The following is a 21,444-nucleotide window of genomic DNA, read 5'->3' as shown; positions in this document are numbered from 1 at the left end:
CACGGGCTGCGCTCGGCCCGGGCACGCCCCGCTCGGAGGACCGCATCCGCCGCGCGGTGGACGAACGGTTCCGGCCCCCGGATCAGCCGAACGGAACATAGACGGAACAGACCCCCGGAATCGCTGGTTCCGGGGGCCTCTTCTTGCCCTCGATCAGGCGGGAAGCCCCAGCTCACGGGCGATGAGCATCTTCTGCACCTCGCTGGTGCCCTCGCCGATCTCCAGGATCTTGGCGTCGCGGTAGAACCGCCCCACCGGGTACTCGTTCATGAACCCGTACCCGCCGAACACCTGCGTGGCGTCGCGCGCGTTGTCCATGGCCGCGTTGGAGGCCACCAGCTTGGCGATCGCCGCCTCCTTCTTGAACGGCTCGCCCGCCAGCATCCGCGACGCGGCGTCGTAGTAGGCCAGCCGCGCCGTGTGCGCCCGCGCCTCCATCTCCGCGATCTTGAACTGGATCGCCTGGTACTCCCCGATGTGGTGCCCGAACGCGCTCCGCTCGTGGGCGTAGCGCACGCTCTCGTCCACGCACCCCTGCGCCAGTCCCACCGACAGTGCGGCGATCGCGATCCGCCCCTCGTCGAGGATCCGCAGGAACTGCGCGTACCCGCGCCCGCGCTCGCCCACGAGGTTGGCCTCGGGCACCCGGCACCCCTCGAACACCAGCTCGTTGGTGTCGGAGGCGTTCCACCCCACCTTCGAGTACTTCTGTCCCACCGAGAACCCCGGCGTCCCCGCGGGGACCAGGATGGTCGAGATCTCCGGCTTCCCGTTCTCGCGCCGACCCGTCACCGCCGTCACCGTCACCAGCGCGGTGATGTCGGTCCCGGAGTTGGTGATGAACGACTTGGTCCCGTCGATCACCCACTCCCCGTCCTCCAGCCGCGCCGTGGTCTTGGTCGCGCCCGCGTCCGAGCCCCCGTCCGGCTCGGTCAGCCCGAACGCGCCCAGCGCCTCGCCCGCGCACAGCCTCGGCAGGTAGGTCTTGCGCTGCTCCTCGGTGCCGAACCGGAAGATCGGCATCGCGCCCAGCGACACCCCCGCCTCCAACGTGATGGCCACCGACGAGTCCACCCGGGCCAGCTCCTCCAGGGCCAGGCACAGGGCGAAGTAGTCCCCGCCCATGCCCCCGTACTCCTCCGGGAACGGCAGCCCGAACAGCCCCATCCGCCCCATCTTGGCGATGATCTCGTACGGGAAGGCGTTCCGCTCGTAGAAGTCGCCGATGACGGGCGCGACCTCGCTGCGGGCGAACTCCTCGACGGCGGCCCGCAGGTCCTCGTGCTCAGTCGACAGTTCATGGCGGTTCATGGTGTGGTCTCCTCGCTGGTGGCGGGGGCGGGATCGGACGGGTCGGCGGCGGTGGCCCCCGCCCCGTCGGGCTCGACGGTGACCAGGACGGCGTCCATCGGCACGGACGCGCCCGGGCGGACCGCCACGTCGGTGACGGTCCCGTCGATCGGGGAGGGCACGGAGTGCTCCATCTTCATGGCCTCGACGACGGCCAGCGGCGTGCCCGCGGCGACGCGCTGACCGACCTCGACCGGGACGGCGAGCACCGTCCCCGGCATCGGGCTGCGCACGGTGCCGTCGGCGGCGGACTCGTCGTCGCGCAGCGCGGCGGCCACGGGCTCCTCGTGCAGCGTCCAGGCGACGCCGTCGGCGCCCAGCCAGCGGTGGGCGGTGGCCGGATCGTGGGCGCGCGTGTAGGAGCGCACCCGGCCCGCGTGGGTCACGGTCAGCCGCCGTCCGTCGGGCGAGCGGCGGGCACGGGCGGCGACGGCGCCCCCGCGTCGCCCGCCATCGCCCGTGGGGGGCGCTCCACCCCCCTCGACGGACGGCTCCGGCGCGGCCCCCTCCTGGTCCACGCGGACCTCGTACGATCCCGGCGCCACACGGCGCACGTACACGACCGCGGAGTCGTGTCGCGGCGCGCGCAGCCGCCACCGCGTCCAGGCGGGACCGCCCATCCGCCATCCGTCGGGGACGGCGAACCGGTCGGCCGTCGCGGCGGGCTCCAGGTCCAGCTGGTGGTCCAGGGCGGCGGCCGCGTACACCTCCTCCGGCACACGGTCCGGTGCGGGCTCGGGCGGGGTGGACGCGATCAGGTCGGTGCTCAGGTCCCCGGCGACCACGCGCGGGTGCCGCAGCAGGCGCCGCAGGTAGGCGGTGTTGGTGACGCAGCCGAGCAGCAGGTACCCGGCCAGGGCCGCGTCCATCCGGCGCAGCGCCTCGGCGCGGTCGGGCCCCCACGTGATCACCTTGGCGAGCATGGGGTCGAAGGCGGAGGTCACCTCGCCGCCCTCGGCGATCCCCGAGTCCACCCGAACCCCGTGGCCGGAGGGCTCGGACAGGGCCAGGATCGGCCCGCCGCTGGGCAGGAAGCCCCGGTCGGCGTCCTCGGCGTAGATCCGCGCCTCCACCGCGTGCCCCTCGAAGCCCACGTCGTCCTGGCCGAACGGGAGCGGGTCGCCCAGGGCCACACGCACCTGGAGCTCGACGAGGTCGACGCCGCGCGCGCCGTCGATCGTCACGACCTCCTCGGTGACCGGGTGCTCCACCTGGAGACGGGTGTTCATCTCCAGGAACGAGAAGGACAGCTCGCCGTCGTCGCCGGCCTCGGCGATGAACTCGACCGTCCCCGCTCCCCTGTACCCGCACGCCTTGGCGGCGGCGACCGCCGCCTGACCCATGCGCTCGCGCTGGGCGTCGGTCAGCAGCGGCGAGGGCGCCTCCTCGACCACCTTCTGGTGGCGGCGCTGCAGACTGCACTCGCGTTCACCCAGGTGGACGACGGTGCCGTGGCCGTCGGCCAGGACCTGGACCTCGATGTGCCGGGGGCGCTGGACGAGGCGTTCGACGAGCAGCGTCGCGTCCCCGAACGACGCCAGCGCCTCCCGGCGCGCGGCCGCGGCGTCGGCGACCAGCGTGTCGGGGGAGTGGACCGCCCGCATGCCCTTGCCGCCCCCGCCCGCGGAGGGCTTGATGAGCAGCGGGTAGCCGGTGGACTCGGCGGCCGCTAGCAGTTCGTCGTCGGGCATCGGGCGTCCGGGCTTCTCGGTGAAGCCGCCCAGGACGGGCACCCCGGCGGCGGCCACGGTGTCCTTGGCGCGGATCTTGTCGCCCATCGCCTCGATCGCCTCGGCGGGCGGTCCGACGAACACCAGGCCCGCGTCCGCGCAGGCCCGGGCGAAGTCGGCGTTCTCCGACAGGAACCCGTAGCCGGGGTGGACCATGGTCGCCCCGGACTCCAGCGCGGCGGCGACGATCGCGGAGGCGTTCAGGTAGCCGTCGACCCGCAGGGCCCGGTCGGCGGCCAGGGCGTGCGGCGCGTCGGTGTCGGCGTCGGTGTACACCGCCACCGACCCGATCCCCATCCGCCGCAGCGTGCGCAGGATTCTCAGGGCGATCTCGCCCCGGTTGGCGACGAGAACCGTCGGTACAGAGGTCGTGGTCACGGGTTCCTCACATCCGGAAGACGCCGTAGCCCACCGGCTCCAGGGGCGCGTGGCGGGCGGCGGACAGGGCCATGGCGAGCACCTCACGGGTGTCGACGGGGTCGATGACGCCGTCGTCCCACAGGCGCGCGGTGGAGTAGTAGGGGCTGCCCTGCTCCTCGTACTGGTCGCGGATGGGCGCCTTGAACGCCTCCTCGTCCTCGGCCGACCACTCCTCGCCGCGCGCGGTCAGCTGGTCGCGGCGGACGGTGGAGAGCACGGACGCGGCCTGTTCGCCACCCATCACGGAGATCCGGGCGTTGGGCCACATCCACAGGAAGCGGGGGGAGTAGGCCCGCCCGCACATGCTGTAGTTGCCCGCGCCGAACGATCCGCCGATGACCACGGTGAACTTCGGGACGCGAGCACAGGCCACGGCGGTGACCATCTTCGCGCCGTGCTTGGCGATCCCGCCCGCCTCGTAGTCGCGGCCGACCATGAACCCGGAGATGTTCTGGAGGAAGACCAGGGGGATGCCGCGCCGGTCGCACAGTTCGATGAAGTGCGCGCCCTTGAGCGCCGACTCGGCGAACAGGATGCCGTTGTTGGCCACGATGCCGACGGGGTGTCCGTGCAGGTGCGCGAACCCGGTGACCAGGGTCGTGCCGTACTCCGCCTTGAACTCGGTGAACTCGCTGCCGTCGACGATCCGGCCGATGACCTCGCGCACGTCGTAGGGGGTGCGGGTGTCGGACGGGACGACCCCGTACATCTCCTCCGGGTCCAGCGCGGGCGGGCGCGGCTCGCGCGTCTGCCACGCCGGGGGTTCGGGCGGGCCCAGGGTGTCGGCGACGCGCCGCACGAGGGTGAGGGCGTGGGCGTCGTCGTCGGCGAGGTGGTCGGTGACGCCGGAGACCCGCGAGTGCAGGTCGCCTCCGCCCAGTTCCTCGGCCGTGACGACCTCGCCGGTGGCGGCCTTGACCAGGGGCGGGCCGCCCAGGAAGATCGTCCCCTGCTCGCGGACGATGACCGCCTCGTCGCTCATCGCGGGGACGTAGGCGCCCCCGGCGGTGCACGAGCCGAGCACGGCCGCGATCTGCGGGATGCCGAGCCTGGACATGGTGGCCTGGTTGTAGAAGATCCGCCCGAAGTGCTCGCGGTCGGGGAACACCTCGTCCTGCATGGGCAGGAACGCGCCGCCGGAGTCGGCGAGGTAGACGCACGGCAGCCGGTTGTGCAGCGCCACCTCCTGCGCGCGCAGGTGCTTCTTGACCGTCATCGGGTAGTAGCTGCCGCCCTTGACCGTGGCGTCGTTGGCGACCACGACCACCGGGCGTCCGGCCACCCGGCCGACCCCCGCGATCATCCCGGCTCCGGGAGCGTCCTGTCCGTCCTTCCCGTAGAGCCCGTAGGCCGCCAGCGGGGCGATCTCCAGGAACGGGGAGCCGGGGTCGAGGAGGAGGTCGACCCGGTCGCGCGGCAGGAGTTTGCCGCGTTCGACGTGGCGGGCGCGGGTCTTCTCGGGGCCGCCCAGGGCCGCGGTGGCGATCCGCTCCCGCAGCTCCTGGGCGAGGGCGCGGTTCGCCGCGTCGTTGGCGGCGAACGCTGGCCCGGCGGTGTCGACCGCCGAACCGAGCACGGATGCCCTGCTCATGGTGTCCTCTCGTGGAGGGATGTTAATGCTCACTAACGCTTGTGATGTTAGTAACTACTAACATAGGTGTCCAGAGCCGGGGCGGCGCGCCGTCCCGGAGTCGACGAGAGGCGGGGTGGATGGGGCCGAAGCCGACGATCGAACGCCGGACCGCGATCCTGGGCGCGGCGGCCGAACTCTTCGCCGCGCACGGCTACCGCGGTGTGACCATCGACGAACTCGGCCGGGCCGTGGGCACCAGCGGACCCGCGCTGTACCGGCACTTCCCGGGCAAGGAGGCTCTGCTCGGCGAGGTCCTCGTCGACGTCAGCGAGCGGCTGGCCCACCGGGGCGCCGGCCTCGTGGCGCGCGCCGCCGGCCCCGAGGAGGCCCTGGAGCTGCTGCTGCGCGGCCACATCGCCTTCGCCCTGGACGAACCCGCCCTCATCACCGTCCACGACCGGGAGTTGGGCAACCTCACCGAGGCGGACCGCCGCCGGGTGCGCCGACTGCAGCGCGGCTATGTGGAGACGTGGGTCGACGTCCTGGCGGCCCTGCGCCCCACGGCCTCGCGGGTCACCCTGCGCGCCGCGGTCCACGCCGTCTTCGGTCTGCTCAACTCGACCCCGCACAGCCGGGGCGACCTGCCGCGCGACCGGATGGCGGAGCTGCTGCTGGCCATGGGCTCGGCCGCGCTCACCGTGCCCGAACCCCCGTTGCCGGAGACCGCTCGCCCCTCCGCGTTCGGGGAGAGCGCATGAGGCGGGGCCGTGGGGAACGCGTTCCCCACGGCCCCGCCGAGTCCGTCACGATCCCATCGGCCGGGAGGGCGCCGCCCGGCGGCTCTCGGCGCGCTGCCGCGGCACGGCGGCCGTGGTCTCCAGCACCTCGCCGAGGAAGTGCGCGGCGAGCACGAGCGCACCCCGGTTGGCCTGGGTGTCGCGCAGGGCGTCCACCATCATGAAGTCCTGGATCATGCCCTGGAAGCGCACCGCCGTCACCGCGACCCCCGCCTCGCGCAGCTTGTCGGCGTAGGCCTCGCCCTCGTCCCGCAGCACGTTCGCCTCGGTGGTGATGACCAGCGCGGGCGGCAGGTCGCGCAGCTGGTCGACCGACGCGCGCAGCGGCGACGCGGTGATCTCGGCGCGCTGCCCCGGATCCTGGGTGTACTGGTCCCAGAACCACATCATCTGGTCGCGCGTCAGGAGGTAGCCGGTGGCGAACTCGCGGTAGGAGTCGCGGTCGAAGTCGGCGTCGGTCACCGGGTAGAACAGCGCCTGCCCGCGCAGGCGCACGTCGCCGCGCTCCTTGGCCATGAGGGTCAGCGCGGTCGCCATGGTGCCGCCCACGCCGTCACCGCAGACGGCGATCCGCTGGGCGTCCAGCCCCTTGTCGGCGCCGTGGCGCGTCACCCACCGCGCGACGGTGTAGATCTGCTCGATCGCGGTGGGGTACTTCGCCTCGGGCGAGCGGTCGTACTCGGGGAAGGCCACCGCGGCCCCGGTGCGGGTGGCCAGCTCCCGGACGAGGCGGTCGTGGGTGCGGGAGCTGCCGTAGACCCACCCGAACCCGTGGAGGTACAGGATCACGGGGAGCACGCCGGTGGCGCCCTCCGGCCGGACGATGCGGACCGACACCTGGCCGGTCGGACCGCCCGAGATCGTGGCCCACTCGGAGACGACGTCGGGTTTCATCACCCCGTAGCCGCTCTGCTCCCTCTCCAGGACCTCGCGACCCTCGCTCACCGGAAGCTGCTCGATGTACGGCTCCCTGTGATGGGCCTCCGCGAACTCGCGTGCCGCGCTCTCGAGCACGATTCTCTTGTCTGCCATCGCTGTGTCCCCCGTGGAGATGTCGTCGGTGTCGTGCGACACCCCCCGGGGCGGTCGGCCCCGGGGGGTGTGCGAGGTGGCGGAGGCCTAGAGCACGCCGTTGCCCGGGGTGGTGACGCCCCCCACCGGGTCGGTGACCCCCGCGATCGACTCGGTCGCGCCCTGGACGGCACCGAGGTCGACCGCCTGAAGGGTCCCGAGCGGGTCGGCCGTCGCGAGCAGCTGCTCGATGATCGCCAGCGCGTCGGGGTTGCTCAGCAGCCGGACCACGTCCGGGTTGGACAGGAGCTCGGCGACCGCCGGGTCCTGGAGCAGGGCCGTGGCCTCGGGCGGCAGCTCGGGGATGTTCCCGGTCGCTTCCTCCACGGTCTCGGTCACCCCCTCGGTGGCTTCCTCCACGGTCGCCACCGGGTCGTCCGGAGGCTGTGCGAGGGCGCTTCCGACCCCGGTGACGGTCAGCCCTCCGGCGAGCGCCGAGGCGGCGGCGATCTTCGTGAACGCACGCATACGCGTTCCCTGCTCCTTTCGGTTTCACGTGACAACGCATTCTGTAGTCGCATTGCCACACACAGTTATCTAGTGTCCGTCTTGTGTGGTCATGCGTGGGTTACGTGGCTCTGAAGGGCCCGTATGGCTTTCGCGGTCGCGGACAACCGCAGCCAAAGCCACGCAAACCTCTCGTGTGGGAACCCGCCGGAGTGCCGTACGGGCACCCCCGGACGGGTACGCCGCGTTCGCTGGCGACCGGACGCGAAGAAGGAACGGTGAACAGATGTCTCGGCCTCGCATCGTGGTGGTCGGAGCGGGTTTCGGTGGGATCCACGCCCTGCGCCACCTCGAACGTCGGATTCCGAGGGGGATGGCCGACATCGCCCTCGTCGCACCGCACGACTACATGCTCTACAGCCCGCTGCTGCCCCAGGTGGCGTCCGGACTGCTCACACCCCAGTCGGTCGCGATGTCGGTGCACCGGCTCACCCGCGACACCAGGCTCGTGCCCGGTCACGCGGTGGGGGTCGACACCCAGGACAGGACCGTCGTCGTGCGCCGTTCGAGCGGCGAGCTCACACCCTGCCCCTACGACCGCCTCGTCCTCGCGCCGGGCGGGCTCACCCGCTCCTTCGACATCCCCGGACTGACCGAACACGCCTACGGGGCCAAGACCCTCGCAGAGGCCGTGCTCCTGCGCGACCACGTCCTCTCCCAGCTGGAACTGGCCAACGACAGCCGCGACCCGATCGAGCGCGAGGAGCGGTGCCGGTTCATCGTGGTCGGGGGCGGCTACACCGGCGTGGAGACCGCGGCCTCGTTGCTGCGGCTCACCGAGGAGACGGCCCGGCGCTACCCCGAGCTGCGCTCCGCGATCCACTGGCACCTCGTCGACATCGCACCCGCGGTCCTGCCCGAGCTGGGCGAGCGGCTCGGCCGCAAGGCGCTCGACATGCTGCGGGGCATGGGGATCGAGGTCAAGCTCAAGGTGAGCGTCCGCGAGGTCGGACCCGACAAGGTGGTGCTGACCGACGGGCGGGTCCTGCCCTGCCGCACGCTCATCTGGACGGCGGGCGTCGCGCCGAGCCCGCTCATGGAGACCCTCGACAAGCCGACCCGGCGCGGGCGGCTGGAGGTCGGCGCCGACCTGCGCGTCCCGGGGCTGGACGAGGTGTTCGCGCTCGGCGACGCGGCGTCCGTACCCGACCTGGCCGCCGGGGAGGGCGGCTACTGCCCCCCGACCGCCCAGTACGCGAGCCGCCAGGCGGCCACCGTCGCCGACAACGTGGTCGCCTCCATCCTGGGGCGGCCGATGAACGAGTTCCGACACCGCGACATGGGTCTGGTCGTGGACCTGAGCGGCAGGGAGGCGTTGGCCCGGGTGCTCAGGTTCGACCTGAGCGGTCTGCCCGCGCTGGCGGCCACCCGCGGCTACCACCTGGCGGCCGTGCCGTCCACCCCGGCCCGGGCGCGGATCGTGGCCAACTGGGCGATCCGCGCGTTCACCGGGGGCGAGGTCTCACGGCTGGGATTCGCCGATGACGGCAGGCCGTCGTCGTTCGTGGACAAGGAGGCGGTGGACTACCTGGACGCGGACGGCTCCCGCAAGGAGGGCGCCCGGCTGATGGAGAACCTGCGCGCCCGTTACGGCGACGACTGAGGGGTCAGGACCGGACGAGGCGGGCGATCGCGTCGGAGGCCTCGCGGACCTTCTCGTCGGCCTCGTCGCCGCCGCTGGCGACGGCGTGGGCGACGCAGTGCTTGAGGTGCTCGTCGAGCATGGCCAGGGCGAAGGAGCGGAGCGCCTTGTTGACCGCCGAGGTCTGGGTCAGGATGTCGATGCAGTACTGGTCGTCCTCGACCATGCGCTGGAGGCCGCGGATCTGACCCTCGATGCGGCGCAGTCGGTTGATGTGACTCTGCTTGTCGTTGCTGTAGCCGTGCGTTGCCGCCATGTCGCCGTTTCCGTGTCGTCCCTGTTCAGATGCGATCATCATACCCCCACGTGGTATTCAACGACGTGGGTCCGGTGGTGCGTTCCTCCGCTGTGCAGCCCTTGAAGTTTGCACGATCTTGGCGCGTGTCGTCGCCTCGCCCCGGAGGGCGGGGTGCGCCCGATGGCTACCGTTGGACGGTCTGGCCAGGTGCGACTTCATAGGGTGATGAATTGAATACGATTCGTGATGCTCTGGTGGGAAGGGCCCGGACGGGCGCGGTGGCCGTGGCATCCGTGCTGACGGCGTCCGGGGTGGTCGTCGGCGCCACGGTCGACATGCGGGGCGCCGAGGCCCAGCCCGCGACCCCTCACGCGTCGAGCACGTGGGCCCGGCTCACGCTGGATCCGGCCGTCTACGGCGCCGGGGCCGTCTCCGGTACCCGTGGTGTGGTCGAGGTCAGCGGCGCCGACGACTCGGCGGAGTGGAACACCGCCACGGCCCCGGCGTCGGAGATCGCGCCGAACGTCCCCTCCGCGACGGGGACGGCCGCCGTCGCGACCACGCTGGACCCGTCGACCGCCCGGGCGCGGGCGGACGGGGCGTTCACGGAGCTGTCGGTCCCGGAGCCGGTGGGAACGTCGGGTCCGGCCCAGGTCATCGTGAACGAGGGGACCCCCGGCACCGGCGGACTGACCACGGTCCTGGACGTCGCCACCTGGCAGAACAGCGTCACCTGCGCCTTTCCCCACGACCCCATCTTTCTGACGAGCGCGGTCGCCGCCACGGTCTTCGGGCAGTCGGTCCCGGTGTCCCAGGCGTCGCAGACGACCGCCCTCGACTTCGCGGGTGACTACGGCCCGGGCACCTCGGGCGTCCGGGTCCTCGTGACCACCCAGCAGATCCAGGAGGCCGTGGGGAGCCGGGGCCACGCCGAGCTCGACCTGTCGGCCACCGCCCAGACGCTCGACGAGTCCGGGGAACCCGTCGGATCGACGGTGACGCTGTTCGACCTGGTCCTGGGCGATGTGACGATGGACTGCGCCCCGCTCGACCCGTCCCCGAGCCCGGAACCGTCCCCGGATCCCACGCCAACGCCCGAACCCACCCCGAATCCGTCACCGACGCCCGAGCCGTATGACTTCCACCGCCTCTCGCACGAAGAGGGCCAGACGGCGTTCGACTCCGAACGGACCGGCGGTGCGTTCGACATCCACGGCGACGCCATCATCGAGGAGGGCGGTGTCTCCGATCGCCTGGCGCTCACCGGCAGCGGGATCGCCGCCATGGTGATCGCCGGTCTGGTCGTCGTCGCGACCGGCGTCACCGCGCTGATCGCGGCCCGTAGGCGCCGAGCCTGACCGGGGCGAAACCCAGGGCCGCGCGCGTGCGTCAACACGTGTACACCGGCGTCACGAGGGGGCGTGCCACGGCACGTCCCCTCCGTCATGGAGACACGAAGGAGACGCATGATCGCCACCCTCACCGGCCTGGGGCTGTCCTCGGCGGCGGGCCTGAACGCCTACATCCCCCTCCTCGTGGTCGGCCTCCTCGCGCGCTTCACCGACCTCGTCCCCCTCGGTTCCACGTGGTCGTGGCTGGAGCACCCCGTCACCCTCATCTGCCTCACGGTGCTCCTGGCGGTCGAGTTGGTCGCCGACAAGGTCCCCGTCCTCGACAGCCTCAACGACGCCGTCCAGACCGTGGTCCGCCCCTCCTCCGGCGGCATCACCTTCGGCGCGGGCGCCGCCTCCGTCGAGCTGTCCGACCTGTCCGCCACCGCCGCCGGAGACGGCGTCGACTGGAGCTCGGTCCTGGCGGGCGTGGTGGTCGCCCTCGTCCTCCACGTCCTCAAGGCCGCGTCCCGCCCGGTGGTGAACACCCTGACCGGCGGGGTCGGCGGCCCGGTCGTCTCCGTGGTCGAGGACGTCGTCAGCGTCGCCACCGCGATCCTCGCCGTCCTCGTCCCGATCCTGGTCCTCGTCGTGTTCCCGCTCCTGGTCCTGACCGGGGTCTGGGCGGTCCGGCGCAGGCGTCGCCAGGCGCGCGACGCCGCATCGAACACGGCCTGACCGGCGGCGTGGCGAACGACGCATTCCGGTTCGGTCCGGGTGCCCATAAGGTGCTCTCAATGGCTGAGACGACTTTTGACCGACGCGACATCACCCACATCGTCTGGGACTGGAACGGCACCCTCCTGGACGACAACCACGCCAACCTCGCCGCGGTGAACGCCGTGTGCGCCCGGTTCGGCCGCGCGCCGGTGGAGATGGAGTACTGGCGCTCCGTGTTCCGGCGGCCCCTCATCCCCTGCTACGAGGACCTCCTGGGCCGTCCCTTCGAGGACGGCGAGTGGGAGGAGGCCGAGGTGCTCTACGACCGCAGCTACCTCGAACACCTGCCCGGCTGCGCGCTGGCCGGCGGCGTGCCGGACGTGCTGCACGAGTGGACGGGCGCGGGCGGCACCCAGTCGCTGCTGTCCATGGCCTCCCACGACCACCTCGTCCCGCTCATCGCCGAGCGCGGGCTCGACGGGCACTTCACCCGGGTCGACGGACGCCGGTTCGCGACCGTGAAGGACTCCAAGGCCGAGCACCTCGTCCACCACCTCGACGAGCAGGGGATCGACCCCGCCAAGGTCGTGCTCGTCGGGGACATCGACGACGACGCGCGCGCGGCCCACGAGGCGGGCGCCAACGCGCTGCTCGTCGCCAGCGGGCTCATGGCCCGTGAGCGCCTGGAGGCGACCGGAGCCCCGGTGGTCGACTCCCCGCTCGCCGCCGTCGCGGCCCTGCGCGGAGTCTGACCCACCGTTACGTCAGGTCATCCCATCACACGGTCTCTCCATTCGTGTCAACGTGGCGGTCCCACCCCCCGCCCACCCCGCGAGGGTGGACCCTGCACACCGCGCACACGCCCGACGTGACCTGCGTTCCCTAGGCCGAGGGCGGGTCGGGGCCGCCGCCACCCGGTGGTGTTATATGGGTCTCACATCCATGCGACTGGGAAGGCTGGCCAATGACGGAGAGCAGCGTGCCCCGTGTGCTCTGGGAGCCGGACGAGGCCACGGTCGGCTCCTCGAACATCGTCGCGTTCGCCCGCTGGGCCGCGGAACACAAGGGGGTGCGCGGCACGTCCGCCCCCGAGACGTTCGACTACGACGCACTGTGGCGCTGGTCGGTCACCGACATCGAGGACTTCTGGGCGGCGATCTGGGAGTACTACGGCGTCCGCTCCGAGACCCCCCACGAGACCGTCCTGCCCGAGCGGGTCATGCCGGGCGCGCGCTGGTTCCCCGGCGCCACCCTCAACTACGCCCGGCACATCTTCGAGGGCCGCGACGACGACGCGATCGCGATCCGCCACGCCACCGAACTGCGCCCCCTCGGCGAGTGGACGTGGGGCGAACTGCGCCGACGCACCGCCGCGATCGCCGCCGGACTCCGGGCGCGCGGCGTCGGGCCGGGCGACCGGGTGGTCGCCTACCTGCCCAACCTGCCCGAGACCGTCGCGGCCTTCTACGCGGTCGCCTCGCTCGGCGCGGTGTGGTCGTCGTGCTCGCCCGACTTCGGCGTGCGGAGCGTCATCGACCGGTTCGCGCAGATCGAGCCGAAGGTGCTCCTGGCCGTGGACGGCTACCGGTACGGGGGCAAGGACTTCGACCGGCGTCCCGTCGTCGCGGAGCTGCGCGAGGCCCTGCCCACCGTCGAGCACACCGTGCTGCTCGACTACCTCGCCCCCGGCGCCGAGCTGGAGGGTGCCGAGCCCTGGAGCGCCCTGGAAGAGGACGCGTCCGAGCTGGAGTTCACCCCCGTCCCCTTCGACCACCCCCTCTGGGTGCTCTACTCCTCCGGCACCACCGGGCTGCCCAAGGCCATCGTGCACGGCCACGGCGGCATCCTCCTCGAACAGCTCAAGAACCTCCACCTCCACCTCGACGCCCGTGAGGACGACCGGGTCTTCTGGTTCACCACCACCGGCTGGATGATGTGGAACTTCCTGGCCAGCGTCCTGCTGACGAAGGCCTCCATCGTCCTGTACGACGGCAGCCCCGCCGCGCCCGGCCTGGACACGCTCTGGGACCTGGCCGAGCGTGCGGGCATCACGATCTTCGGCACCAGCGCGGGCTTCCTGTCGTCCTGCATGAAGGAGGGCGTGCGTCCCCGACGTGGACGCGGCCTGTCCGCCCTCCGCGCGATCGGCTCCACCGGCTCCCCGCTCAGCCCGGAGGCGTTCTCGTGGGTGTACGACGAGTTCGGCGACGGCCTGTGGCTGTTCTCCACCAGCGGCGGCACGGACGTGTGCAGCTGCCTGGTGGGCGGAACCCCCACCCTGCCCGTCTACGAGGGTGAGATCCAGTCCCGCGGCCTGGGCATGGCCGTGGCCTCCTGGGATCCGGACGGCAAGGAACTCGTCGGAGAGGTGGGGGAGCTGGTGGTCACCCAGCCCGCCCCGTCGATGCCGGTGTACTTCTGGGGCGACCCCGACGGAGAGCGCCTGCGGGACAGCTACTTCTCCGTCTACCCGGGGATCTGGCGGCACGGCGACTGGATCGAGATCACCGACCGGGGCACCGCGATCATCTACGGCCGGTCGGACTCGACCATCAACCGCGGCGGCGTGCGCATGGGGACCAGCGAGATCTACCGCGCCGTCCTCGCCCTCGACGAGATCGTCGACGCGCTCGTCGTGGACGTGCCCCAGAAGGACGGATCGTCGAAGATCGAGCTGTTCACCGTCCTGCGGCCCGGCGCCGACCTGGAGGGCGACCTGCCCAGGGAGATCGCGCGGCGGGTGCGCACCGACTGCTCGCCCCGGCACGTGCCCGACCGGGTACGCGCGATCAGCGCCGTCCCCCGTACCCTGTCCGGCAAGGTCCTGGAGGTTCCGGTCAAGCGGATCCTGATGGGGGAGAGTCCCGAACGGGTCGTGAGCCGGGACTCCCTGGCCAATCCCGAAGCGCTCGACTACTTCACCCGACTGTCCGAACAGCGGGGGACATAGCCTGACGAACGTGGCACAGAACCTATCTGACGACAGCCCCAGAGCCACGGTCTCCCGCCCCCGGATCGACGGCGTCGACGCCGCCCGGGCGCTCGCCGTGTTCGGCATGTTCACCGTGCACCTGGGTGTGGCCTCCATCGGGCTGTTGCCCGAGGACGGGGCCACCGCCCTGCACACCCTCGTGCGCGGCAACTCGTCCGCGCTCTTCGCTCTCCTGGCCGGTCTCTCCCTCGCGTTCATGACCGGCCGCGGCGACGCGCCCGCGGTCCGAATCATCACCCGCGCCGTGGTGATCGGCCTGCTGGGCGTCTTCCTCGACCTGATGTCCGTGCCCGTCGCGATCATCCTCACCTACTACGCGGGCTTCTTCCTCCTCGCACTGCCCTTCGCGCGGCTGCGCGCCGGAGCCCTGTGGGCCGTGGCGGGCGTGCTCGCCGTCGCGGGTCCGGCGGTCTCCTTCGCCCTGCGCTCCGCCATGGGCGTGCCCGAACCCCGCCTGTCCTCCCTCGGTTCGGTGACGGAGTTCTTCCTCACCGGCTACTACCCGGCGATCACGTTCATGGCCTTCGTGTACGCGGGCATGGCGGTCGGGCGGATGGACCTGACGGCGACCGCCGTGCGCCTCCGCCTGCTCGCGCTGGGCGCGGGCCTCAGCGTGTTCGCCTACGGGGGCTCCTGGCTCCTGCTCACGTCGGTCGATCCCGCCCTGCGGGCCGGGATCGAGAACGAGATGTACTCCGTCTCGGGACAGGTCCCCACGGACAGCTGGTGGTGGCTCGCCGTGGGCACGCCGCACACCGGGACGACCTTCGAGATCGCGCAGGCGGTGGGTCAGGCGCTGATCGTCCTGGTGGCCTGCGTGTGGCTGGCCGAGCGCGCCCGCTGGCTGATGTACCCGCTCTCCTCCGTCGGCCGGATGCCGCTGACCGTGTACTCGGGGCACCTGTTCGCGATCGCCGTCGTCATGGGCCTGTCGACCCAGGGGTGGCGGAGCCCGTGGCTGCTGGAGGGGTTCGTCCTGGGTGCGATCGGGTTCGCCGTCCTGTGGCGGGTCGCGGTGGGCCGCGGCCCCCTGGAGTCCCTCCTGGGCGCGATCGCCGACGGGGTGACCGCAACCGTGGAAGAGGCCCGAGCCCGCAACTGACCACCCAGCCGCAGGCGGAAACGTGACCGCCCCGCTTACCGAAGGGGGTTGGGGTGACCGCCCCCGGTCGCCCAGCCGCAGGGGGGTTGGTCGGAAACCGTGACCGCCCCGACTCGCCAAAGGGGGGTTGGGTCGACCGGTTCTCGGGTCCGTAGGGGGTTGGGGTTGGTCTCGTGCTATCCCGGTCACCACTGGGGGTGTGGCTCGACCCGGAGGGCGTGTTCGCGTAGCGAATTCGTTCCGGAGGGCGAGGTCCCTCACCTATGGTCACCCTCTGCCCTCCACAGATATGCAGGACACGGCCACCACGTGGAAACGTGATTCCGAAGTGATGACACCCCCGGCCCCAGGAGCGGGGGGTGGACGGTTCAGGGACCACCGGCCCCAGGCCCCACACAAGTCCACACGCCGGTCACCGGAGGGGGCTGGGGACACGTGACCGTCCCGGCCACCACAGGGGGGTGGGGACGGCATGACCGCTACGGCACCACAGGGGGCTGGGGACACCCGACCACCCCGGCCACCCCAGGGGGTTCACGGAAGCCTCCCCGCCCGCCCCACCACAGGGGGTCGGACGGACACCCGACCGCTACGGCACCCCAGGAGGCTGGGGACGGCACGACCACTACAGCACCACAGGGGGCTAGGGACACCTGACCGCCCCGGTCACCCCAGGGGTTCACGGAAGCCTCCCCGCCCGCCCCACCACAGGGGGTCGGACGGACACCCGACCGGCTACAGCACCCCAGGGGGCTGGGGACACCCGACCACCCCAGTCACCCCAGGAGTTACGGAAAGCCTCCCTGTCCGGCTCAGCCCCTCGAACGCCCGCCGACGCTCATCTCTCCCGCCACCCGGGGCTGCTCTCCCTCGCCACCCGAGTCTGCTCCCCCCGCCACCCGGGGCTGCTCTCCCTCGCCACCCGGGGCCGCTCTCCCTCACTACCCGAGTCTGCTCCCCCCGCCACCCGGGGCCGCTCCCCCTACCTGGGGCCGCTCTCCCGGTTCTCCCGGTCTGGGCGGGTGATGTGCTCCGCCGTGCGGTCCCGGTGGGCGAGCGAGTTCGTGGTGGTGCGGGTGTTCTGTTGGATCAACCGCCGCGCGTCGTCGGCGGCCGACCGCGCCACCTCCGGGCGCGCGACCGGTCGGGCGACCTCGGCGTCCTCGGGCAGACCGATGTCCATCGGCAGCCCGGCGCGGCTGATCACCCGCAGCTGCGCCGATTCCTGGGACTTCGAGGGGCGGATGTCGCCGTTCGGGGTGCGCCAGGCCTTCAGCCGGGTACGCAGCCACTCGGTGTCCTGGGGGCCCTGCTGCCACGGCACATGGTCGGGGCGATGGGTCAGAGCGTGCCGGACGTCGGCGAGCGTCCACCCGGCCGAGAAGTACCGGGCGGTCTCCTCGCGCAGCGCGGCGAAGTCGACCCGGCGCAGCGACGGATCCTCGCGCCGCAGCCACTCGCACGCCTCGTGAACGTCGTGCGGGGTGTGCCGAGGGCGGTTGAGCGGGTCCTTCTGGGGGCCGCGCAGCAGCGCGTCGTCGACGGTCACGATCACCTCGCCCCGACGCGTGTCCCAGATGCTGACCTCCTCGCGCGCCCAGCCCTGGGACTCCACCAGGGCCGCCGCCAGCTTGCGCAGGTCGACCTGGTCATCACTGCTGATCCGGAACTCCGCCATGCCCACAGGGTAGTCAGCCTCCCGGAGGGGCAGCACGGTGGACGGACGGGGTCATGTCTGCCTCCAGTCCGGCAGCGCGGCAGTACGGCCGTCCAGCATGCCGACAGTACGCCGTCCGACGGCGCGCAGTCCGTCAGTCCGACAGCACGCCGTCCGACGGCACGCCGTTTGCCCGCCCGGAATGCGGGAAAAGTCCAGCCTGGACCGACCGACCCTCCTCAACCTCCCGGAGGGCGAAGTCCGGCCCGGACCGACCGACCCCCCTCACCCCCTCACCCTCAACCCCCCGGAGGGCACAGTCCGGTCTAGACCGGACATCTTCATCACCTCTGGAGCCACCCAGATCAGAGGGCGATTTATGGGGGTTTTCGCGGCCAAGTTGGATGAACATCCCAATAGTCCACCCTTGTCTGATTGGATGCTCCTCCAACCTTCGGCGGCGCGGTCGACACGGGTACTGACGGCCGTCCACCCCAGGGTTAGGGTGACTGCCTGACGGCCCGGACGGTGCTCTCGAACGGCATCCTCGTACCGTGCCGAAGCGGCCGTTTCCGCTGGCCACAGCGGAGCAAGCCGCGTCAGAACCCATCACGTTCCATCACGCTGATCGAGCTGTAGGTGCCCGTGCCCCACACCGCATTCGCGCCCGAGGCCACGACCAACCGCGCGCTCCGGGTCTTCCTGCACGGACTCCCGGGCGTCGACGAGGTCGGTGCGCGCTCTCGCGCTCAGGACCTGTCCACCCGGTCCATCAAGACCACCGCCAAACGGGAGGCCATCGACCTGGCCATCCGGATGGTGGACCTGACCACCCTGGAGGGCGCCGACACGCCTGGCAAGGTGCGCGCCCTGTGCGCCAAGGCCGCCCTCCCCGACCCCACCGACCGTACCGTGCCCCAGGTGGGGGCCGTGTGCGTCTACCCCGACCGGGTCGCCACCGCGGTCGAGGCCCTGCGCGGCATCGGTGCCACCACCGGAACCGCCACCGCCACCACTGGCACCAACACCACCAACTCCACCGCCACCACCGGCACCACCTCCACCGGCACCAACACCACCACCACCTCCACCGCCACCCGAACCGGCATCGGCGTCGCCTCCGTCGCCACCGCCTTCCCGGCCGGGCGCGCGCCCCTGGAGGTCAAGCTCGCCGACACGCGCCGCGCCGTCGAGGACGGCGCCACCGAGATCGACATGGTCATCGACCGCGGCGCCTTCCTCTCCGGCGACTACCTGAAGGTGTACGACGAGATCGTCGCGGTCAAGGAGGCCTGCGGTACCGCGCACCTGAAGGTCATCCTGGAGACCGGCGAACTGGTCACCTACGACAACGTGCGCCGCGCCTCCCACCTGGCGATCCGCGCCGGCGCCGACTTCATCAAGACCTCGACCGGCAAGGTGTCCCCGGCGGCCACGCCTCCCGTGGTCCTCGTCATGCTGGAGGCCGTGCGCGACCACCACGCCGCCACCGGCACACGCGTCGGCGTCAAGCCCGCGGGCGGCATCCGCACCGCCAAGGACGCCATCCGCCAACTGGTGATGGTCAACGAGGTCGCCGGTCCCGACTGGCTGACCCCGGACCTCTTCCGCATCGGTGCCTCCAGCCTGCTGAACGACCTGCTCATGCAGCGCACCAGGCTCAGCACCGGCACCTACCCGGGCCCCGACTACTACACGCTGGACTAGAGCCGTGATCTTCGACTACGCGCCCGCACCGGAGTCCCGCTCCGTCGTCCGTCTGCGCGAGACCTACGACCTGTTCATCGACGGTGAGTTCACCCCCGGGAAGGACGGGGACCAGATGTCCACCGTCAACCCGGCCGACGAGACCGAGCTCGCCCGTTTCACCGTCGCGGGCGCGTCCGACGTCGACCGTGCCGTCGCCGCCGCCCGCCGCGCGTACGACACCGTGTGGAGCCGGATGTCCGGCGCCGAACGCGGCAAGTACCTCTTCCGGATCGCCCGGGTGATCCAGGAGCGTTCCCGTGAGCTGGCCGTCCTGGAGTCCCTGGACAACGGCAAGCCGATCAAGGAGACCCGCGACGTCGACCTGCCCCTCGTCGCCGCGCACTTCTTCTACTACGCGGGCTGGGCCGACAAGCTCGCCCACGCCGGACTGGGGCCCGACCCGCGCCCGCTCGGTGTGGCCGCCCAGGTCATCCCGTGGAACTTCCCGCTGCTCATGCTGGCGTGGAAGATCGCCCCGGCGCTGGCCACCGGCAACACCGTCGTCCTCAAGCCCGCCGAGACCACGCCGCTGACCGCGCTCGTCTTCGCGGAGATCTGCCAGGAGGCGGACCTGCCGCCGGGTGTGGTCAACATCGTCACCGGCGCGGGTGAGACCGGCCGCGCCCTCGTGGAGCACCCCGGCACCGACAAGGTCGCCTTCACCGGCTCCACCGAGGTCGGCCGCCAGATCGCGCGCTCGGTCGCCGGCACCGACAAGCGCCTGACCCTCGAACTGGGCGGCAAGGGCGCCAACATCGTCTACGACGACGCCGCCGTCGACCAGGCGGTCGAGGGCATCGTCTCCGGCATCTTCTTCAACCAGGGCCACGTGTGCTGCGCGGGTTCGCGCCTCCTCGTCCAGGAGTCGATCGCCGACGAGCTGCTGCCCCGACTCAAGGACCGGATCGCCAAGCTCCGCCTCGGCGACCCGCTCGACAAGAACACCGACATCGGCGCGATCAACTCCGCCGCCCAGCTGGAGCGGATCCGGGAGCTGACCGACTCGGGCGCGGAAGAGGGAGTCGAACGCTGGTCGCCGTCCTGCGACCTGCCGTCGTCCGGCTACTGGTTCGCCCCCACGGTCCTCACCGGCGTCAGCCAGGCACACCGGGTCGCCCGCGAGGAGATCTTCGGCCCCGTGCTGTCCGTGCTCACCTTCCGGACCCCGGAGGAGGCGGTGACCAAGGCCAACAACACCCCCTACGGGCTGTCGGCGGGGGTGTGGACCGAGAAGGGCTCGCGCATGCTGTGGACGGCTGAGCGCCTGCGCGCGGGCGTCATCTGGTCCAACACGTTCAACAAGTTCGACCCGACCAGCCCCTTCGGCGGCTACAAGGAGTCGGGCTACGGCCGCGAGGGCGGGCGGCACGGATTGGAGGCCTACCTTGGCTAAGAAGGCTCAACAGTCCCAGCAGGCCGGGCAGGCCAAGCAGGCGAAGCAGGCCAAGCAGGCCAAGCAGAGCAAAATCGGCCAGGGCGGAAAGGGCCGGTCCGACGCGGCCCGGCCTGAAGCGCCCCAGCCCGACACCGCCCGGCCCGACACGGCCCAGCCCGACACGCCTCGACCCGACACGGCGCCGCCCGCGCGCCTGGCGGTCCGCAAGACGTACAAGCTCTACCTGGGCGGGGCGTTCCCGCGTTCGGAATCGGGCAGGTGCTACCCCGTGATCTCCGCCGACGGCGACCACCTCGCCAACGCCTCCCTCGCCTCCCGCAAGGACGCCCGCGAGGCGGTCGTGGCCGCGCGCAAGGCGTTCGGCGGCTGGTCGTCGCGGACGGCCTACAACCGCGGGCAGATCCTCTACCGCGTCGCCGAGGTCCTGGAGGGCCGCCGCGACCAGTTCGTCGCGGGCGCCGAGCGTGCCCAGGGCCTGTCCCGGGCAGCCGCCGACCAGGTGGTCTCGGCCGCGATCGACCGGTGGGTCTACTACGCGGGCTGGACCGACAAGGTCGCCCAGGTGCTGGGCGGGTCCAACCCGGTCTCCGGCCCGTACTACAACCACTCCGCCCCCGAGCCCACCGGCGTGGTGGCGGTGTTCGCACCGCAGGACGCCCCGCTGCTCGGGCTGACCTCCGTGCTGGCCCCGGTCATCGCGACCGGCAACACCGCGGTCGTGGTCGCCTCCGAGGGTGCGCCTCTGGCGGCGGTCGACCTGGCCGAGGTGCTGGCCACCTCGGACGTGCCCGGCGGCGTGGTCAACCTGCTCACCGGACGGGTGCCGGAGATCGGCCCCCACCTCGCCTCGCACGCCGACGTCAACGCCCTCGACCTCACCGGCGCCGGAGCGCTGGCGGCGGAGTTCGAGGAGGCCGCGGCCAGCACCCTCACCCGGGTGCTGCGTCCCGGTCCCGGCTCCGACGGGGGAGAGGACGTCTGGCTCGACCCCGACCCCGGCACCGCGCGCATGACGCCGTTCCTGGAGACCAAGACGGTCTGGCACCCGATCGGGGTGTGACCCAGGATGCAACACTGTCGGATCGGGACCCGGCCGGGTCCCGATCCGACACGGCGAACGAGGAGCGATCGTGGTGACTGACACACAGGCCGAGCCCCCAGCTCGGTCC

Annotated in this window: 17 protein-coding genes; 10 read left to right on the top strand and 7 right to left on the bottom strand. The window is 71.9% G+C overall.

Going from position 1 to position 21,444, the window contains the following annotated elements:
- Positions 1–153 precede the first annotated feature (153 nt).
- The 3 genes from AB0I72_RS13355 to AB0I72_RS13345 form a co-directional block, all read right to left on the bottom strand.
- Positions 154–1,311: an acyl-CoA dehydrogenase family protein gene (locus AB0I72_RS13355; protein WP_358566956.1), complete on the bottom strand. Its 1,158-nt coding sequence runs from the start codon at positions 1,309–1,311 to the stop codon at positions 154–156.
- Positions 1,308–3,377, bottom strand: a complete 2,070-nt coding sequence (locus tag AB0I72_RS13350) for a biotin carboxylase N-terminal domain-containing protein (protein WP_358567587.1) — start codon at positions 3,375–3,377, stop codon at positions 1,308–1,310. The genes AB0I72_RS13355 and AB0I72_RS13350 overlap by 4 nt, the downstream gene beginning before the upstream one ends.
- An 88-nt stretch (positions 3,378–3,465) precedes the next feature.
- Complete coding sequence (locus AB0I72_RS13345) at positions 3,466–5,076, bottom strand: carboxyl transferase domain-containing protein (RefSeq protein WP_358567584.1); 1,611 nt, start codon at positions 5,074–5,076, stop codon at positions 3,466–3,468.
- 134 nt (positions 5,077–5,210) lie between these two features.
- Between AB0I72_RS13345 and AB0I72_RS13340 the strand changes: the two genes are divergently transcribed.
- Positions 5,211–5,831, top strand: coding sequence for a TetR/AcrR family transcriptional regulator (locus tag AB0I72_RS13340; protein ID WP_358566953.1), 621 nt, complete (start codon positions 5,211–5,213; stop codon positions 5,829–5,831).
- 45 nt (positions 5,832–5,876) lie between these two features.
- Here the strand turns inward: AB0I72_RS13340 and AB0I72_RS13335 are convergent, their stop codons facing one another.
- A complete protein-coding gene (locus tag AB0I72_RS13335; protein WP_358566950.1) occupies positions 5,877–6,902 on the bottom strand; it encodes an alpha/beta hydrolase in 1,026 nt (341 codons plus the stop codon).
- Between the two features lie 87 nt (positions 6,903–6,989).
- Positions 6,990–7,409 (bottom strand): hypothetical protein, encoded by a 420-nt coding sequence (locus tag AB0I72_RS13330; RefSeq protein WP_358566947.1) that lies wholly within the window; start codon positions 7,407–7,409, stop codon positions 6,990–6,992.
- A gap of 265 nt (positions 7,410–7,674) precedes the next feature.
- Here AB0I72_RS13330 and AB0I72_RS13325 point away from each other — a divergent pair, with 265 nt between their 5' ends.
- On the top strand, positions 7,675–9,051 hold the full coding sequence (locus AB0I72_RS13325; RefSeq protein ID WP_358566944.1) for an NAD(P)/FAD-dependent oxidoreductase: 1,377 nt from the start codon (positions 7,675–7,677) through the stop codon (positions 9,049–9,051).
- A 4-nt stretch (positions 9,052–9,055) separates the two neighbouring features.
- On the opposite strand, the gene AB0I72_RS13320 is transcribed toward AB0I72_RS13325, so the two are convergent.
- Positions 9,056–9,346, bottom strand: coding sequence for a metal-sensitive transcriptional regulator (locus AB0I72_RS13320; protein ID WP_358566941.1), 291 nt, complete (start codon positions 9,344–9,346; stop codon positions 9,056–9,058).
- A 266-nt stretch (positions 9,347–9,612) separates the two neighbouring features.
- On the opposite strand from AB0I72_RS13320, the gene AB0I72_RS13315 reads away from it, so the two are divergent.
- From AB0I72_RS13315 to AB0I72_RS13295, 5 genes are all read left to right on the top strand, one after another.
- Positions 9,613–10,686 carry a hypothetical protein gene (locus AB0I72_RS13315; RefSeq protein ID WP_358566939.1) on the top strand — a complete coding sequence of 358 codons (1,074 nt, stop codon included), beginning with the start codon at positions 9,613–9,615 and terminating at the stop codon, positions 10,684–10,686.
- A gap of 108 nt (positions 10,687–10,794) precedes the next feature.
- Positions 10,795–11,397 carry a DUF4126 domain-containing protein gene (locus AB0I72_RS13310; RefSeq protein WP_358566936.1) on the top strand — a complete coding sequence of 201 codons (603 nt, stop codon included), beginning with the start codon at positions 10,795–10,797 and terminating at the stop codon, positions 11,395–11,397.
- A 59-nt stretch (positions 11,398–11,456) separates the two neighbouring features.
- A complete protein-coding gene (locus AB0I72_RS13305) occupies positions 11,457–12,131 on the top strand; it encodes an HAD family hydrolase (protein ID WP_358566933.1) in 675 nt (224 codons plus the stop codon).
- A 212-nt stretch (positions 12,132–12,343) separates the two neighbouring features.
- A complete protein-coding gene (locus AB0I72_RS13300; protein ID WP_358566930.1) occupies positions 12,344–14,329 on the top strand; it encodes an acetoacetate--CoA ligase in 1,986 nt (661 codons plus the stop codon).
- Between the two features lie 10 nt (positions 14,330–14,339).
- On the top strand, positions 14,340–15,473 hold the full coding sequence (locus AB0I72_RS13295; protein WP_358566927.1) for a heparan-alpha-glucosaminide N-acetyltransferase domain-containing protein: 1,134 nt from the start codon (positions 14,340–14,342) through the stop codon (positions 15,471–15,473).
- Between the two features lie 982 nt (positions 15,474–16,455).
- On the opposite strand, the gene AB0I72_RS13290 is transcribed toward AB0I72_RS13295, so the two are convergent.
- On the bottom strand, positions 16,456–17,151 hold the full coding sequence (locus AB0I72_RS13290; RefSeq protein ID WP_358566924.1) for a hypothetical protein: 696 nt from the start codon (positions 17,149–17,151) through the stop codon (positions 16,456–16,458).
- A gap of 618 nt (positions 17,152–17,769) precedes the next feature.
- Between AB0I72_RS13290 and deoC the strand changes: the two genes are divergently transcribed.
- The 3 genes from deoC to AB0I72_RS13275 are packed head-to-tail and all read left to right on the top strand — an operon-like array spanning position 17,770 to position 21,335.
- On the top strand, positions 17,770–18,837 hold the full coding sequence (gene deoC / locus AB0I72_RS13285) for a deoxyribose-phosphate aldolase (RefSeq protein ID WP_358566922.1): 1,068 nt from the start codon (positions 17,770–17,772) through the stop codon (positions 18,835–18,837).
- Between the two features lie 4 nt (positions 18,838–18,841).
- Positions 18,842–20,272: an aldehyde dehydrogenase family protein gene (locus tag AB0I72_RS13280; RefSeq protein WP_358566921.1), complete on the top strand. Its 1,431-nt coding sequence runs from the start codon at positions 18,842–18,844 to the stop codon at positions 20,270–20,272.
- Positions 20,265–21,335, top strand: coding sequence for an aldehyde dehydrogenase family protein (locus tag AB0I72_RS13275; protein WP_358566919.1), 1,071 nt, complete (start codon positions 20,265–20,267; stop codon positions 21,333–21,335). Before AB0I72_RS13280 ends, AB0I72_RS13275 begins: the two co-directional genes overlap by 8 nt.
- Positions 21,336–21,444: the final 109 nt, after the last annotated feature.

Source organism: Nocardiopsis sp. NPDC049922, from assembly GCF_040660275.1.
In the GTDB taxonomy this organism is placed as follows: Bacteria; Actinomycetota; Actinomycetes; order Streptosporangiales; family Streptosporangiaceae; genus Nocardiopsis.
This window is presented reverse-complemented; position numbering and strand designations above follow the sequence as displayed.